The sequence below is a fragment of the Mycobacterium uberis genome, from assembly GCF_003408705.1.
Taxonomy (GTDB): Bacteria; Actinomycetota; Actinomycetes; order Mycobacteriales; family Mycobacteriaceae; genus Mycobacterium; species Mycobacterium uberis.
On the sequence record NZ_QAYL01000015.1, the window covers coordinates 86,386 to 102,488 of the forward strand.

14 protein-coding genes and 5 pseudogenes are annotated in these 16,103 nt (G+C 57.2%); 17 read left to right on the forward strand and 2 right to left on the reverse strand.

The window, feature by feature from the left end; genetic code table 11:
• The first annotated feature begins 11 nt into the window (after positions 1 to 11).
• The 5 genes and pseudogenes from MUBE_RS09470 (at position 12) to MUBE_RS09485 (ending at position 4,743) form a co-directional block, all read left to right on the forward strand.
• Positions 12 to 1,097: a metal-dependent hydrolase family protein gene (locus tag MUBE_RS09470; RefSeq protein WP_116540333.1), complete on the forward strand. Its 1,086-nt coding sequence runs from the start codon at positions 12 to 14 to the stop codon at positions 1,095 to 1,097.
• A gap of 61 nt (positions 1,098 to 1,158) precedes the next feature.
• Positions 1,159 to 1,398, forward strand: a complete 240-nt coding sequence (locus MUBE_RS15180; protein WP_133297095.1) for a protein kinase family protein — start codon at positions 1,159 to 1,161, stop codon at positions 1,396 to 1,398.
• Between the two features lie 101 nt (positions 1,399 to 1,499).
• Positions 1,500 to 2,069, forward strand: coding sequence for a serine/threonine-protein kinase (locus MUBE_RS09475; protein ID WP_116540334.1), 570 nt, complete (start codon positions 1,500 to 1,502; stop codon positions 2,067 to 2,069).
• Positions 2,070 to 3,056: 987 nt separating this feature from the next.
• Positions 3,057 to 4,195: pseudogene (locus MUBE_RS17990) on the forward strand (hypothetical protein); the annotation flags it as partial.
• Positions 4,188 to 4,743 (forward strand): annotated as a pseudogene (locus MUBE_RS09485) (TetR/AcrR family transcriptional regulator). The pseudogenes MUBE_RS17990 and MUBE_RS09485, both read left to right, overlap by 8 nt.
• A 67-nt stretch (positions 4,744 to 4,810) precedes the next feature.
• On the opposite strand, the pseudogene MUBE_RS09490 reads toward MUBE_RS09485, so the two are convergent.
• A pseudogene (locus MUBE_RS09490) lies at positions 4,811 to 5,670 on the reverse strand (D-alanyl-D-alanine carboxypeptidase family protein); the annotation flags it as partial.
• A gap of 165 nt (positions 5,671 to 5,835) precedes the next feature.
• Here MUBE_RS09490 and MUBE_RS09495 point away from each other — a divergent pair.
• The 5 genes and pseudogenes from MUBE_RS09495 (at position 5,836) to trmD (ending at position 8,412) form a co-directional block, all read left to right on the forward strand.
• Positions 5,836 to 6,194: pseudogene (locus MUBE_RS09495) on the forward strand (nuclear transport factor 2 family protein).
• A 233-nt stretch (positions 6,195 to 6,427) separates the two neighbouring features.
• Positions 6,428 to 6,925, forward strand: coding sequence for a 30S ribosomal protein S16 (gene rpsP / locus MUBE_RS09500; RefSeq protein ID WP_116540336.1), 498 nt, complete (start codon positions 6,428 to 6,430; stop codon positions 6,923 to 6,925).
• Positions 6,926 to 6,933: 8 nt separating this feature from the next.
• Positions 6,934 to 7,176: an RNA-binding protein gene (locus MUBE_RS09505; RefSeq protein ID WP_116540337.1), complete on the forward strand. Its 243-nt coding sequence runs from the start codon at positions 6,934 to 6,936 to the stop codon at positions 7,174 to 7,176.
• 25 nt (positions 7,177 to 7,201) lie between these two features.
• Positions 7,202 to 7,720, forward strand: coding sequence for a ribosome maturation factor RimM (rimM, locus tag MUBE_RS09510; RefSeq protein ID WP_116540338.1), 519 nt, complete (start codon positions 7,202 to 7,204; stop codon positions 7,718 to 7,720).
• Positions 7,717 to 8,412 (forward strand): tRNA (guanosine(37)-N1)-methyltransferase TrmD, encoded by a 696-nt coding sequence (trmD, locus tag MUBE_RS09515; RefSeq protein ID WP_116540339.1) that lies wholly within the window; start codon positions 7,717 to 7,719, stop codon positions 8,410 to 8,412. The genes rimM and trmD overlap by 4 nt, the downstream gene beginning before the upstream one ends.
• 3 nt (positions 8,413 to 8,415) lie before the next feature.
• On the opposite strand, the gene MUBE_RS09520 is transcribed toward trmD, so the two are convergent.
• Complete coding sequence (locus MUBE_RS09520; RefSeq protein ID WP_116540340.1) at positions 8,416 to 9,351, reverse strand: serine hydrolase; 936 nt, start codon at positions 9,349 to 9,351, stop codon at positions 8,416 to 8,418.
• A 367-nt stretch (positions 9,352 to 9,718) separates the two neighbouring features.
• Here MUBE_RS09520 and rplS point away from each other — a divergent pair, with 367 nt between their 5' ends.
• The 7 genes and pseudogenes from rplS to MUBE_RS15185 all read left to right on the forward strand — a co-directional run bounded on the left by rplS (position 9,719) and on the right by MUBE_RS15185 (position 15,764).
• Positions 9,719 to 10,060: a 50S ribosomal protein L19 gene (rplS, locus tag MUBE_RS09525; protein ID WP_116540341.1), complete on the forward strand. Its 342-nt coding sequence runs from the start codon at positions 9,719 to 9,721 to the stop codon at positions 10,058 to 10,060.
• A 76-nt stretch (positions 10,061 to 10,136) separates the two neighbouring features.
• Positions 10,137 to 11,006: a signal peptidase I gene (lepB, locus tag MUBE_RS09530; RefSeq protein WP_116540342.1), complete on the forward strand. Its 870-nt coding sequence runs from the start codon at positions 10,137 to 10,139 to the stop codon at positions 11,004 to 11,006.
• 2 nt (positions 11,007 to 11,008) lie between these two features.
• Positions 11,009 to 11,840, forward strand: a pseudogene (locus MUBE_RS09535) (ribonuclease HII).
• Positions 11,841 to 11,879: 39 nt separating this feature from the next.
• Positions 11,880 to 12,185 carry a DUF2469 domain-containing protein gene (locus tag MUBE_RS09540; protein WP_010908430.1) on the forward strand — a complete coding sequence of 102 codons (306 nt, stop codon included), beginning with the start codon at positions 11,880 to 11,882 and terminating at the stop codon, positions 12,183 to 12,185.
• Between the two features lie 1,974 nt (positions 12,186 to 14,159).
• Entirely contained in the window at positions 14,160 to 14,396 is a 237-nt protein-coding gene (locus tag MUBE_RS09555; RefSeq protein ID WP_116540346.1) for a hypothetical protein, read from the forward strand.
• 545 nt (positions 14,397 to 14,941) lie between these two features.
• Positions 14,942 to 15,094 carry a hypothetical protein gene (locus MUBE_RS15855; protein WP_165849796.1) on the forward strand — a complete coding sequence of 51 codons (153 nt, stop codon included), beginning with the start codon at positions 14,942 to 14,944 and terminating at the stop codon, positions 15,092 to 15,094.
• A 454-nt stretch (positions 15,095 to 15,548) separates the two neighbouring features.
• A complete protein-coding gene (locus tag MUBE_RS15185) occupies positions 15,549 to 15,764 on the forward strand; it encodes a carbamoyltransferase N-terminal domain-containing protein (RefSeq protein WP_133297096.1) in 216 nt (71 codons plus the stop codon).
• Positions 15,765 to 16,103 lie beyond the last annotated feature (339 nt).

Sequence of the window (16,103 nt, forward strand, 5' to 3'; positions counted from 1 at the left end):
GCACTGTGCGCATGCACGTGCGGGGTGTGGTTCTGCCTGACGAGGCGGCGACCGAGCAGCGGACTGAGCTGTGGATTGTCGAAGGCTGTATCAGCACCGAGCCGGTCGCGAACGCGGATACTGTCTTTGACGGCGGTTGGATTCTGCCCGGACTGGTGGATGCACACTGCCACGTTGGCCTGGGTCAGTACGGTGAGCTGGAACTTGACGCGGCCATCACCCAGGCCGAGATCGAACGCAATGCCGGCGTGCTCCTACTCCGTGACTGTGGTTCACCTACTGAGACCCGTGACCTCGATGAGCGCACCGATCTGCCTCGTATCGTCCGGGCCGGAAAGCATATTGCCCGACCCAAACGCTATCAAGCCGGTTTTGCGATTGAGCTCGAGGATGAATCGCAGCTTCCTGCAGTGGTGGCTGAGGAAGCTCGGCGCGGTGACGGCTGGGTCAAGCTCATCGGTGACTGGATAGACCGTCAAACCGGCGATCTCGCCCCACTGTGGTCTGACGACATCCTTAAAGCCGCAGTCGACGCTGCGCACACCAACGGCGCACGGGTTACCGCACACACGTTCAGCGAGGCTGCGCTGCCCGGTTTGATCAGCGCGGGCATCGACTGCGTCGAGCACGGCATCGGGCTCACTGACGACACCATCGCCCTGATGCGTGAATGTGGTACCGTGCTGGTGCCTACGCTGATAAACCTCGATAATTTCCCAAGCATAGCCGCTGCCGCCGGGCGTTACCCTACCTACGCTGCGCATATACGTGATCTTTTTGCGCGCTGTCGTTCCCGGCTGGCCGCGGCGCATGACGCGGGGGTGCCGCTGTACGCTGGCACCGACGCCGGCACCATGATTAAACACGGCCGAATCGCCGACGAGGTCAAGGCCCTCAAAGGTATCGGGATGAGCTCAACTGAGGCGTTAGGCGCTGCATGTTGGGATGCCCGCCGTTGGTTGGGCTGGCCCGGTCTAGAGCATGGGGAATCCGCCGACTTGTTGTGTTACTCTGCGGACCCGCGCCAGTGGCCCGATGCGTTAAGTCACCCTGACTTGATAATACTGCGCGGCAAGATGGTTCGTCTGCACAGGTAGACAGCCGTTTAGCCAGACGTTTGAACGTACGTGACGGCTCGACCATGGTTACGATCACCGCATGGCGTTAGCCAGTGGCGCGTTCTTTGCCGGTTACACCGTCGTGCAAAGACTGGGTTCCCGAGTGATAGGTGAAGTTTACCTGGTTCAGGATCCCCAATTGGCGCGTTGGGATGCATGGAAAGTCCTTTCAGCGGCGCTGTCGGCGGATGCCGAGTGCCGTTGGCGATTCCGCCGGGAGACCGACATTCGCCGCCAACCTCTATCACCTGCACATCCTGTAGGTGCACGACCACGGTGAGTTCGACGGGCAGCTGTGGGTTGCTGATGGACTACATTAATGGCAGCAACGCTGCGTAGCTGGTGGCCGATCGATTTCTGGCAGTTTTACCGGCCGGTTAGGTGCTCGCGATCGTTGCTGCTGTGGTCGGAGCTCTCGACCACGCCCATCGGCGTAGGCTGCTACACCAAGATGCTAAAGCCGCCAACACCATGCTGGCCAAGCCCAAGGACGGTGAACAGCGGATTTTTTGGTCTACTATTGGGTATAAGCCCGGCGACTTGGTGATGTCGCTGGGGCCTCTGGAGGAGGCCAGCGGCATCGATGTCCCGGCTGGCACCGTTCTCTATGCAGGGTCTGAGGTATTGATGGGCGCCCCCGAGACTGCTGACCAGTACTTGTTGGTGGCCAACGCTTTTCGCCTGCGCACCGGTGCACCGCTGGTCGAGCATTCCGGCCCCCGCACCGTATTCGGTCAGCTACTCACTGGCGTGTCGCCAACACTAAGTGACCAACACCACGAACTGGCGCGCATGGACGGTGTGTTTTGCAGAATGCTCACCAAGAAACCTGCTTACTTATTCGTAAGCTCTCGTGAGTTCGTCGATGTGGTGAACGAACAGGCCGGCGTATCGACGGGTGACCGGAGTTCCAAAGCTGTCTTGACCGTTGACTACCCCGCTTATGCGTGACCGGAGGTTGGCAATATCGCCGAATCGGCCCCCACGGAAGTCCGTAACGCTAAGAAGTCGAAACGACGTGGCGCGGTTCTGCGTTCGGCCGCTGAGGCACTGGCGCGTCGACTGGACAACTTTTCCAATGTAGTCCGAAGAGTAGACCAACTCGCCGGCGACGAGTACGGTAGAAAACCCGGCAGCTGCACTATTTCGGCGCAGCTGGCAGTTGATTGTACTGACCACCACTGCCACCCTACCTGTTCCACTTGATGGCACTTGTCGCATCGAAGTTCGACTAGTAAAGCAGGTATTGCATTACGTTAATATATGCCCGATATGCAACTGCTGAACGGAAACACCTGATGAGCATTCTGCTCGTCGTACACGCCAACGTCACGCATCGCCGCGGGAACTCGACGCGATGACAACGACGACATATGCAGCCGAACTTGCCAGGTAGCGGTCGTCCGATCGCTATGGAGTGCACGGACGGTCAGTGGTAGTTGTGGTCGGAAACAGTGCGATTCCCATGCGTCGGGGAAGGTGGCATAGCACAGGTACATACCTACGACAGAGGTGCGGTCGTTGCGGCCGCAGCGACAGGGTGACCTGGTAGGCGAAATGGACGCTCCTGTGGAAAGCAATTGAGTTCGGCCAGCGACCTTTGGTGGTTCGGATCCTTGTGGTGACTTGCCGAAGTGGGGATGTGCCGCTGGCGGTCATCGTGCCGGACCTAGCAACGATCCCGCAGACTCTGACAGTCACCCTGACGACTGCTGAGCTCACTAAGTCGAGATTCGGTCCCGGGTGATAACTTGGCGAATCCTCTTTGATCGGCGTTTCACAGGTAAGAAGTGATCCAAAAAAGATTTTAATCACTTGTGATCTGTGTTAAATCTATGCTAGCATAATTACTTGGAGGATTCTCGTGGCTTTCGATATGATCATTCGCGACAGATTATGGTTCGATAGCATTAGCGCTGCGCTGCAAAATTGTTCGTTCGCTTCTGGTTGCGTGCCTTGCTATCTACGTTTGTGACATGGAGTGGACGCAAAAAAACTGAGCGTTGTGTTGCGCAAGCACGGTAGGACTTTATAGAGCGCATCCGATGTCGAGAACCCAGCAACGGCACTCCTAATTCTTCGTATCGAGCAGCCAAATGTTCTTTCTCCGCAGGCCAGTTTGGAGAAGTATACTGCTATCTGCCGACATCAAGTCAATGCCGCTTATCGTGCGCATGTTCGGGTTCGGAAAGCGCGTGCTCAACGTCATGCTGGAGTCCAGTGTGCGGTTCTAGCATTTGTTGGTGCCGTTCGAATTGTACTCCGATGGAGTTGATCTGCCGATCTTCGAAGGGTTCGGCGCGGGAACAGTGGGCCTTCATCTGCGCGATCAACTGGAGCGCAACACGTTGCTTGCCGAAAAGCCCTATTGTCGTAAATTCCGGTGAGAATTTGAGCGCCGCAAGTTCGGACCATCCTTTGTGTCACCGTGACTTCCATGATGCAGTAATTGTCGGTTGTCCCGGTAAGTCGTTAATCGGCAAGAGCTTTGGTGAGGTCACCGAAGAGTGTGGACTGCATCCGCTGGACGCATTCTTGGATGTGTTCGTGGAGAACGGGGAGTGCAATGTTCCGGTGGACGACCACCGTCGCCCACTACCGGCCTAAGTGGCTCAACAAACTGGCTGTCGAGTCGAGCGTCTATATGGCCTTCTTTAATTTCGTCCTGTCACTATTCAAACGTACCCGCGACGTCCAACGGACGTGGACACCGTTTCTCTCCGTGCAGCGGACGGTGTATCGCCTCATCGGTTAACTGCCGGCATGGTTTGGCCTCGACGTCGGGACGTTATGCGAGGGTGACTGGGCGGACTTCATGGTGATCGACCCGGCCGGACTGAACGATTCGTTGGATGCTTACCATGAGGAAACGGTTGGGTTCTGCGGTGGATTGCGGCGCATGGCCAACCGCCAACGATGCGGCCGTGGTTGCGACGAGCGTGGGTGGTGTCGTCGTCTTCTGCGGAGGCTAATTCCGGGAAGGCCCCGGACAGACCGTCAAGTCTGGTCAGTATTTGGGAGCAGTGCAGCGCCAAAGGCGGACACCGCGGTCCGCTGTGAAGATCATCAATGTCTGACACGACCAAAACTCGGCAGCAACGCCGCAAAGAAACCGCCGGATGGCTTCTCGAGGCCAGCATTGCCACCCTCATCGAGGTCGGATACACTCGGCCATTAGCTGCCGTCATCACCAAGCGCGTCGGAGTGTCGGTTAGGGCTCTTTTTTGTCACTTTGAGACGATGCGTTATTGCAGGGCGGACATGACAACTGAAGTGTTGCGCCGTCAGTTGGACTAATTTATCAAGCAATTCGCCGAGATATTGGCCAAGGCGCCAGCGCTGGAGGTAGCGTTGGTAATATTGTGAGGCATCAACCGGCAGCCCTATTAACGCTGTGCTCTAAGAGTTTTTGGTTGCTGCGCACACCGACGAGAAGCTCAGAGAGATTTTGCAGCAGGAGCTTAAGAAGTACTTCGGCGAAGACCCACGACACCGCGCGCATTGCTCGGAGCTGGGAGTTTCCCGGAAGAGATATTTTTGGCTCTCGTGGCACTGTTGACGAACATGTTTCAGGGAGCCGTTATTGGTGGAGAAGATACTATCTCAGCCGGAGATTGCAGAATAACGGATTCCGATGCTACTGACACTGCTGACCGCAGTGTGGGCGAATACGGACTCGTAACGAGCAGTTGTAATGAACCGATGCTGAACTGTGGGTTGAGTGCGAAATCCCAATCCAACAGGTTGCCGGCCTGATCCCACCCAAATATGTTAGCCTGCCGTACTTGAACACTCCATGCATCATGGTGATCATTAGCTGGTGACCGCCGCGGGTGGCGGTGCTGATGAACGTCTTGCGGGCGGCGTTCGTGAATCCCGTCTTGCCACCGATCGCGCTTGGATGGCGTTGCAGCAATTCGTCCTGGTTGACGGTAAGGTGGTTGCCACCATCGCCGGAGAACATCGCCAACGGTTAGGCAGTGATCTGTGCGAACACCGGATTAGCCATCACGCTGTGGAAGGTCACCGCTAAATCATGTGCCGTGTGCCAGCCGGAACCCCGGCCCGTCCACAAGCCAGATGAGGTTGATGCATGGGTGGTTACCGCTCCTAGGGTCGCGACTTTGGTGTACATCTTAGCGATAGCGACATCGTGGCTGTCCAACATGTGCGCCCAGCGTATTGGCGGCATCGTTACCCGATGCCAGCAGCAGGGCGTCGAGCAGTTGTCGTGCGGTATTTAAGTGTGATCCGGTTTCACACCGACGCAGTTGCACTCAATCTGGGTGTCGGCGGTGTCGGCAACTACGGTGGAATCAAGATTGAGCTGATCCAGGGTTAACAGCGACAACAGCACCTTGACGGTGCTGGCTGGTGGGTAGGTTACATGATGGTCGCGGCCGGCCAACACCTGACCGCTGTCGAGATCGGCAACAATCCAGGTCTCGGCTGGACTGTTGGGGATCGGCACTGAGCTGACGGGCTGCACAGCGTTGTCGGCCCATGCGCAGGTTGCGCTAATGCCGGTAGCGTAGCAACCCAGTGCAAGCATCGAGTATTGACTACCATGAGCTTTGCGTATAGCTACAGGGTGTAATGTAAAAGCTGAAGCCAGCGGCGAGTGCGTGCGTTTATATATGTATATATGCTACGCAGCCCTGTGGTGTGCAAACGCTCGTGCTTGGGGCGAGAATCTATGCATGCTGGGCTTGGCTGAATTTCTGACCGCCTGGAGATCCAGCAGCTGCTATTGGACTATTCCACCATCATCGACCGGATCCGATTCGATGATCTGGAATTGGCGTTCACCAACGATGTGTACATCGATTACAGGGCGTTAGGTGGAATCTAAGGACGTTTACCCGGGAATCAAGTGGTGGCTCTCGGAGGTGTTGTCAACTTTCCCGGTATAGCTTCGCTTACCCGACAACTTCTCGGTCTGCATCGACAGAGATACTACGTTGTCGCGTGTGATTTGCTTCAACCCCATGGTACTTTTCGGCGACAAAAACGAGATGCTGTTTTGCGGACTATGGTACAATCATGCAGTTTGTGCGTACCTTGGAGGGCTGGTGAATGACCCATCGGGTCGAGTCGAAAATCTTTCAGAAATTAGTTGATGTAGGCGTTGGCCGGGTGAATTTCTTGTAAAGACCCTCGATCTGGCACAATAGGCACCGGTCTGCCACGCGGCGAGGCTAGTTCGGGCTCGTTGCGTAGCGATCATCCACGCGAGGCAAAACCGGATCGGGCAATCTGCCCGGGTTGCTGGATTGCAGCGTGACAGATACAGGAGATAGCGCGTAACCATGGCTGTGAAGATCAAGCTGACTCGGCTTGGTAAAATCCGTAATCCCCAGTACCGCATCGCCGTCGCCGATGCGCGTACGCGGCGTGAAGGCCGTTCCATCGAGGTCATCGGTCGGTATCACCCGAAAGAAGAGCCAAGCCTGATCGAGATTAACTCCGAGCGTGCCCAGTATTGGCTTTCGGTGGGTGCTCAACCCACTGAACCCGTTCTCAAACTGCTGAAGATCACCGGGGACTGGCAAAAGTTCAAAGGCCTACCCGGCGCTGAGGGCCGGCTGAAGATTGCCCCGCCTAAGCCCAGCAAGCTGGAGTTGTTCAACGCCGCGTTAGCTGCCGCCGAAGGCGGTCCCACCACTGAGGCTACGCGACCGAAGAAAAAGGCCCCGGCGAAGAAAGCCGCTAATGTCACCGAATCCGACGCTGAGGGCATCGAAGCTGCGAAAGCGGACACGCTGATCGAGGGCGGCGAGCAGTCTGCGCAGACGAGCGAAAGTTGACTTGTGCAATGAGTGCGGTCGTCGTTGACGCTGTCGAGCATCTGGTCCGCGGGATTGTTGGCAACCCGGACGATGTCCGAGTGGACTTGGTCACCAGTCGGCGTGGGCGGACTGTCGAAGTGCATGTTCACCCCGACGACCTGGGTAAGGTGATTGGTCGCGGAGGACGTACCGCCACCGCTTTGCGCACGTTGGTTGCTGGCATCGGTGGCCGCGGCATCCGTGTCGACGTGGTGGACACCGACCAGTAACGGAACGCATGCTCATGGTGCTCTGTTGGAGTTGACAGTTGGGCGCGTGGTGAAAGCGCGCGGTATCAGTGGCGAGGTGGTCGTTGAGATCCGTACCGACGATCCTGCTGCCCGGTTCGCGCCGGGTAATACGTTGCTTGCCAAGGCTTCTCACTGTAAGGAATCGGGCCGCAGCTACACTGTCGTCCACGCGCGTGAGTACGGTGCGCGACTGCTCGTGCAATTGGCTGGGGTGAGTGACCGTGACGCTGCCGATGCGTTGCGGGGCAGCCTGTTCGTTATTGACTCCGAAGACTTGCCGCCGATCGATGAGCCAGATACCTATTATGACCATCAGCTCAGAGGTCTGCAGGTCCGGACCACAACGGGACGAGACGTTGGCGTCATTGCCGAGGTGCTGCACACGGCGGCCGGTGAGTTATTGGCGGTGCGGCGGGATTTCGGCGAAATACTGGTGCCGTTCGTCGGTACGATCGTCACATCGGTGTGCCTGTGCGACGGCACCGTTGAAATCGACCCTCCCGAGGGCCTGCTGGATCTATGAAAATCGACATTGTCACGATTTTCCCGGCCTACCTTGACCCGTTGCGGCAATCGTTGCCGGGCAAGGCGATTGAGTCGGGCCTGGTCGATGTGCAAGTGCATGACCTGCGGTGGTGGACCCATGACGTGCACCATTCGGTGGACGATGCGCCCTATGGTGGGGGACCGGGGATGGTGATGACGGCACCGGTATGGGGCGAGGCGCTGGATGAAATCTGTTCCGGCGAGACGTTGTTGGTGATTCCCACCCCCGCCGGTGTTCTGTTCACTCAGGCCATCGCGCAGCGCTGGAGCACCGAGATGCACCTGGTGTTTGCCTGCGGTCGCTACGAAGGCATCGACCAACGAGTCGCTGATGATGCCGCACGACGCATGCGGGTCGAAGAGGTTTCGATCGGTGACTATGTGTTGCCGGGTGGAGAATCGGCGGCCGTGGTTATGGTCGAGGCCGTCCTGCGCCGGGTGGCCGGAGTGCTCGGCAATCCTGCGTCGTACCGCGATGACTCACACTCGCCGGACCTGGATTGGCTCTTGGAAGGGCCAAGTTACACCCGCCCATCCAGCTGGCGTGGTCTCAACGTCCCGGAGGTTCTGCTGTCCGGTGACCACCCTCGAATCGCCGCCTGGCGCCGAGAGGCTTCGCTGCGGCGAACGCGTGAACGCCGCCCCGATTTGTCAGGTGAAATGGGCTAACCGTCAGATCCGGCCGTGGGGAAATATCGTCTTCACAGCCCGGGTAATCGTCTGTCGCGCGGTGGTATCATCGGAGGGCTGCAACGACTGGATGACCATGATGTAGCGGCGGTCCGTGCCAATCATCCCGGTCGACAGATGCATCCAGTCGCTGCCGATGCAGCACATCCACCCCTGCTTAACTGCCACCGGTTCGGCATACAGGCTGTCAGGGATGCCGAAGTGTTGAGGATAACCATCGACCCCGGTGGGGGTGGACTGGGCAAGATCGTTAACGATAATCCTGGCGCGTTCTGGTGGGAGCCCGCCGGACCCATCGAGCAACATATCGTAATAGTGAATCAGGTCGGTTGCTGAGCTCACAGTGTTCCACCATCGCCCGTCGCCCGGCGGCTTGGTGGCAGTCAATCTGTACCGGTTTGCGATCTGGGTGATGATGGCTGCTCCGCCGTCTTGATCCCAGAATTTTTCGGCTACACTATCGTCAGACGACTGTAACATGATGTCCAATGCCAAGCGGTCGGCAGAGGACAGCGTTGCCCTCCCTTCGAACTCCCGCAGGAGCAGATCGTCCGCGATGAAGAGTTTAGCTACCGACGCGATACCGGCGATCTGGTTGTTGCCGTTAGATGCCAGCTGGTGAGTGGCTCGATCGAGAATGGCTACCGACAAGGTGGCGCTGCTGGCGACGGCTTCGTCGGTTGCTTCCTGGATACGGGCTTGCAGTGCGCCGAACTCAAAGTTCGGCAGCGTATCTGGCGTCCTGGCCTCGAGCATCAGTTCGGCAAGTTGCGGTTGACGCTGGGAGGAATAACGGTCGACTGGGCTATACCCCGGTGGGCTGTGGACCGTAGCCGCCACCTTTGCCTCGCATCCGCCGACCCAGACCAGCATCACCGTTGCGATCGCGGTGAGCAGCTTGAGCGACCGAGTGCGCATTTCTCTCCCTAAACTAAATATTAATCCACCGGTATCCCGGAAACGTGCGTTAGGTAGGTGGCCGCATTGCCATCTGTCCGGAGTGTCACGCTGAGGTTCGTTAGCGCAAAATTGACACTTGCCATATTTACCATTCACCCGCGCCTTTGACGGTTGAGACGGGTCAGGGTTTCTTGTGGTTTTCACTGTGTGCGGACTGTCTGGCATAATTGATCAACTATCTCCAGTGGTTGTCGGTCGTACGGGCCGCTAGTGCTGCTGCAAGATACGCTCGAGAAGCTCGAACTTATCGGCTTGGTAGACCTCCTGACGTCGATGTGTGGGCGGCCTGCGAAAGCTGCGAACCTGAGGAAGTGTTTTCTTTAAGATGAACAGACTGGATTTCGTCGATCAGGCGTCGTTACGCGACGACATCCCGGCCTTTAGTCCGGGCGATACCATCAATGTGCACGTCAAGGTGATCGAGGGCGCAAAAGAGCGTATCCAGGTGTTCAAGGGTGTGGTCATCCGCCGGCAGGGCGGAGGCATCCGCGAAACGTTCACCGTGCGCAAGGAAAGCTACGGTGTCGGCGTCGAACGGACATTTCCGGTGCATTCGCCGAATGTCGACCACATCGAGGTTGTGACTCGTGGCGATGTTCGTCGCGCCAAGCTGTACTATCTGCGCGAACTTCGCGGCAAGAAGGCTAAGATCAAGGAGAAGCGTTGACCGGGTGCATCCTGCCAAATGTTTGGGGTTGCCTCGGTATGTATTAGGCGCACACTGGGTTAGCTACGCTGATCTTGTGACCGAAACCACGGATTCCTCGTGTGAGCCTTCATCTGACGTTGGTAAGTTGGAACGGAAGGTGTTTATACGCGGCCTTGATACGCATGCCGAGGCAGCCGATACCGCCGAGGAAACCGCACTAGGCGCGTCTGGGCCCAAGAAGCGGTCGGCGCTGCGGGAATTCGCGATCTTGGTGGTGATCGCTGTAGGGTTGTACTATGCCATGCTGACGTTCGTGGCGCGCCCCTACTTGATTCCGTCGGAATCCATGGAGCCCACATTGCACGGATGCTCGGGCTGTGTAGGTGATCGCATCATGGTGGACAAAATCATTTATCGTTTCAGCTCACCACAGCCCGGTGACGTCATCGTCTTCAAAGGCCCGTCGTCGTGGAATACAATGTACAAGTCGATCCGGTCGAACAACGTTGTGTTGCGTTGGGTGCAGAACGCTCTGTCGTTCATCGGTTTCGCGCCTCCTGATGAGAACGACCTGGTAAAGCGCGTTATCGCAATCGGAGGACAGACGGTGCAGTGCCGGTCAGACACGGGCTTGACCGTCAATGGGAAGCCACTAAAAGAGCCGTATCTCAGGCCGGCTACCATGAATGCCGACCCGTCGTTTTACCCGTGCCTGGGTAGTGAGTTCGGGCCGGTCACGGTACCACAGGGACGTCTGTGGGTGATGGGCGACAACCGGACGCACTCGGCGGACTCGCGCTACCATTGCGCCTCCGCCGATGTAGTAAACGGGCTTTTATGCACCGGTGATCCGAATTCGGGGACTGTGCCGGTTTCCAATGTCATCGGCAAAGCCAGGTTTATTGTGTGGCCGCCGTCGCGATGGGGTGGTGTGGGTTCGGTGTTTTCCCAGCAGGGGCAGTAGCCATGGCCACCACTTGGCCGCCGCGCGCGATAATCCGTAAGTCTAAGAGTTTGCGGGGGATGCGCGTCCTGGAGTATGCGTTGCAGCGCAACGGGTTGGGGCCGGTAGCAGGGATGGACGAGGCAGGCCGTGGCGCCTGCGCGGGTCCGCTGGTGGTGGCAGCCTGCGTACTCGGGTCGGGCAGGCTGGAAAGTCTTGCTGCACTCGATGATTCTAAGAAACTTAGTGAGAAAACGCGGGAGAAGTTGTTTCCTTTGATCTGTCGCTACGCATTAGCCTACCACGTGGTGTTCATCCCGTCGGTCGAGGTCGATCGGTGTGGTGTGCACGTAGCCAATATTGAAGGCATGCGGCGTGCGGTGGCCGGTCTGTCGGTGCGGCCCGGCTATGTATTAAGCGACGGCTTTCATGTACCTGGCTTGCCGGTGCCGTCGCTGCCGGTAGTCAGTGGAGATGCGGCGGCCGCCTGCATTGCCGCGGCCAGTGTTCTGGCCAAAGTCAGCCGCGACCGGTTGATGGTTGCGATGGACGCCGACTACCCCGGCTACGGCTTCGCTGAACACAAGGGGTACTGCACGCGCGCGCATAGCTTGGCGCTCACTGAGCTGGGGCCCTGTTCCGAGCACCGCTATTCGTTCATTAACGTCCGGCGCACGGCGACCAGACCCAATACCCGAGCGGTGACTGAATTCCTATCGGACCCTCCGGTCGAGCACGGCGAATGCCGGTGAGGAAAGATGGGGCCAAAGTTCCCACCCGGCGACGATGGGGTCGCTGTGGCTCGACGAGCCCAAGCGGCCCAACCAGGTTGTCGAGACCAGGGTTGTCGGGTAAAGGGCCAGGAAGAAGGACGTCTGAGCAGATGAGTGACAGATGAGTGCTGAGGATCTCGAAAAGTATGAAACCGAGATGGAGCTCTCGCTGTACCGCGAATACAAGGACATCGTTGGCCAGTTCAGCTACGTCGTGGAAACTGAGCGGCGTTTCTATCTGGCGAACAGTGTGGAGATGATGCCCCGCAACACCGACGGCGAAGTGTACTTCGAGCTGCGACTAGCCGATGCTTGGGTATGGGATATGTATCGACCAGCGCGGTTTGTCAAGCAGGTGCGGGTGGTCACTTTCAAGGACGTTAATATAGAAGAAGTTGAGAAGCCTGAGCTAAGGCTGCCGGAATAAGTCAACTCGGTCCGGTTATGCATCGGGTGGAAGGGGATCCTCGCCGGCCAACGCGAGTCTGCAGTGTTTGATTCGGAAGTGCCGTTTAACGGCATAAACATGTAGATGGCACGGTCGATCTGACAGTTGCTGAGCGGTCCACTTACTCGTACGTTTCTCGGTGAATGTCGTATGTTGCAGCGACAACGGTTGCCGCGAATCGAAGAGCTCACAAAGTCGGCCGTTGCAGTGGACTTCTGCTTCAGTGCAGCGACGTTATCAGGCGCTTACAGCTAAAGTAGTTCACCACACACTCGGGCTAACTGGTAGATCACTAACACCCGGGTCAGGAGAGTTGTTGCTGTCAACAGTGCCTGTTGTTTAGCTTAGTATAAGTCGCAATTGGTCGGCGCTGTCACGTAATCGTCGAGGCAGTACGGGGTCGCAGCGATTGTGAAGTCATGTTCAACAATACATTTAGGAACAGAAGGACATCCCCGCAGGGTTAGCGCGTTGTTCCCGCGACGAGTTTCCTCGATCGTTGGTGCTGCGCTGATGGGCTGGTGTTACGAATCTTGATGAGGCTAAAGATGCTATCCAGCAAAGTGTTTGCTGCCGGCGTACGCGTCCCATAGTTATGCATACCTTCGGTCCGTTGCCAGCAGGTCAGGACGACTACCGTTTTCGACAATGCATCCGCTTTCGAGAACGACGACGCGGTTGGCATACGAAGCCGTGGTCAGGTGGTGAGCGAATAGTAGTGTGGTGCGGTGCGAAGCGAGGCCAAAAATTGCTCGGTGTGCAGGTGTCTCAACAGCCAGATCTAAAGCCGAAGTAGCCTCGTCGAACGACAGAATGTCTGGATCCGCATGCTGGGAACAGGTCAACGCGAATCAATTGCCTTTAGCCGACAGACAGATTGCGTACGCCTGCGGTGAGCGCATGCTGATAACCACCATCGAGCGCCGCAATAATGTTATGTGCACCAACCGCTCGCACTACCTACTCGACTTGCGTGTCGGTGGCATCCACCCATAAGCAAACGGCATCGTGCTAATAGCTAGGGTTCCTATGTGACAAGGTCGAGCTACCGCCGATAACCGCCTAGATCGAACGTCCTAAGATCGTAACCGTCCATCTGCACTGCGTTGCCGGTGGGGTCGTAGGAACGTACGGTCAGTTTGATCAGGATGGATTCTTCAACACCGGTTGACCGGATAAAGACAACCGTCTGCCCAGCAGAAATCTGCAGTTAGATACTGCACTAGCGCCTCGGTTGACCGCGACCCATATCGGAAGTGGACGTTGTCAAACACCACGTCACCGCGCGGCGATCTCACTGGCAGAGGCATCGCTTCTGGTGGTCTCTTGCTCGGTGTGCGCAGCAGTCCACAATTGTATCGGAGGACATCTCCGCCTGCTGGCAGGTATCGAGTGCTTGGGACAGCTGGTTCACCGGCGCAAATATAGCAGTTCAATGAACAGTAAAAACACGATCAGTTCGCCGATGGACAGGCTGCTCGCCGCGACTCAGTGTCCATCGCTAGCCAGTACAATCGCATTATGTGTTGTTCCATAAAGCTGGATAAACGACGTTCGAGTCCGCTGACGCAGTGGACGAATTTTTCGGTACCTCACCGACGGACGTCGGATACACGGTTCTGAAAGACGAGGACGGTGTCACCGACCAAATTCCTTGTGATGGCTGGTGAATTGGATGCAAACCGCATAGAGGAATTCAACAGAACCCACGGCATTCAGGATGAGATCGGCGGGTCGTGGATGCAGTAGCGGCGCTACGGGCACAGCGTAGATGCACTCGATCCAGGAGAGCTCGACGGTAACGGCTTTTGTAGCGTGGTTCGCGGCATCGACACCGACCAGGTGCCACAACTCTGCGCTATCTGAGTCCGCACGTTCTTCATCGTTAACTACTATGACACGCAACGGTTAAGTCTACCTGGCGGGTTCAAGCAAACTCATCTGATCGACCAGGTGCTGTTCGACGGGAATCATCGGCGCGCGTTCGACTTGCTGCACTATTCGCGGTTACCGGAGGTGCGGCTGTGCGTGGATTTAACAGGTACATTCGAGAATTTTTTCACCGCACTTGATCCGCGTAAAGTGGCATTTTATCTTTGCGCGCACGGATCCCACGAATGGAGCGCACGGGTTCGGGAACTTGTTTGCGAGTCGATGGCCGGCGCCGCGATCGAAGTCGAGCAGTGGTAGGAGAAGAACACGGTGTGGGAGAACCGAACGAACGCCGTTTCCAACAGTGCCGCGCAATTTTACAACCGGCACGCGACGAGGTGAGTGTACTAAGAGTATTATTCTTGGTGGCAATGGGTGGGGGCGGCGGCCGCAGTGCTGGCCGTATGGCGGTAATTCGCCAAATTCCTGTACAGCGGCCGCTACGCCGAGCTTGTCGAACAGCTCATCGGCTATCGCCTGACCGGTTGTGTGCTGGATCTTACAGTCTATGAATACGGGTTGCGTGATTAGTGTGGAGTCCACCTCGATAAATCGAATAGCCTTGTCGTACAGATGTTTTACGTCAAGACTGGTTGGATGGCAACGGTGGTTTTCTGCGCATCCCGTATACGCGCTCCGACGCCGAGCTGCATCGGTGGCTACTGCCATGTACGGGCAGCAGCGCGGCGTTGTGCCCGTCTGACCGAACGTGGCACGAGATTGAGGCTGTGACGAATCCTCATGCCCGACACTGTCCCTTGGTGGCATAGCTTATCACAACCGACATGGACTGAGGGGGACAGATGATCTTCCTGAGGTTCAATGGTTGGACAGAGTCGGCGAACGACCTATCGGCGGCCTCGGTGGTTGACGGTGAAGTGGTGGCGTTCTTCGAAGAAGAGCGGCTCAACCGGGTGTGTCACGCTCAGACGACGGTTCCGAAGCTGGTGGTGTAGTGGGTACTGCGCGAAGCCGATGTCAGCTTGGATGATTGTAGACACGCTTGCCTACGTCCGGGGTTTACTGCGGTACAGGCGAGTCCGCAATGGGCGCTGAGATCTTGCAGACCGGGATTTTGCGCGCTGTAACCAGTATGGAGCCACATCGCACCTCAAGGTGCACTGGGCCAGCCATCACCAGGCACATGCTGCGTCGGTGTACCTGCGATCCGGGTTAGTTCCAGCTGCTATCGTGGTGATAGGCGGGCGCGGTGACGAGTCGATCAGCGTCTTTCATGCGCGTGGACATGAGCTGGCATTGTTGCGTGCGTGGTCGTTCCACTCGCTTCGGCCCAGGTATGCTATTGCCGACGCGATACAACGAATTGCGCTCTCGTCAAACGAGCGTATCGGCAGAAACGAATGTGCTGAATCCACACGTAGCGGGCGTGGGCGCAGAAGTAAGGTAAACATGACTCTAAAATTGTTTGCGGACTTCGCAATCCCTATCATCAGTGAACGCGTATTGTGTGTGTCCAATGGTGTTGCGCTGGATTGTGTGGCGAACGGCACGCTGGTCGAACGCGGATTAGATCTCCATTTTGAGCCGACCCCGAACGACTCGGTAATGGCACTGGGGACAGCCCTCGTCGTTGCCGCACGGGCCGGCGATTTCGATCAGCGGTGATGCGTGCTGGCCTGGGACTTTGCTAAGATTTTGCATAGGACATAGGATAGGAACGTATATAGCGGAATTATCTTGCTCCGCTGATGAATTTGGAGTACCCGGCGAGTGCGGTGGTCGAACGCTTGGGACGTAGCCAGATGTTGGGGTTGGTTCCGGGATCTGATGGAGTCCGACCCACGAGCGCTGGGGCAGTGCAGTATTCTCACATTGTATACGCGATCGTCGGGTAACGTGACCACGTCGACGCCATCAAACGGCACAAAAATGGCGACTGTTCACCCCCGCTCTGCTGCACGGCTTGTTTGGCAGCGAGGTCGACTCCCTGTACGTGCAGTTAAG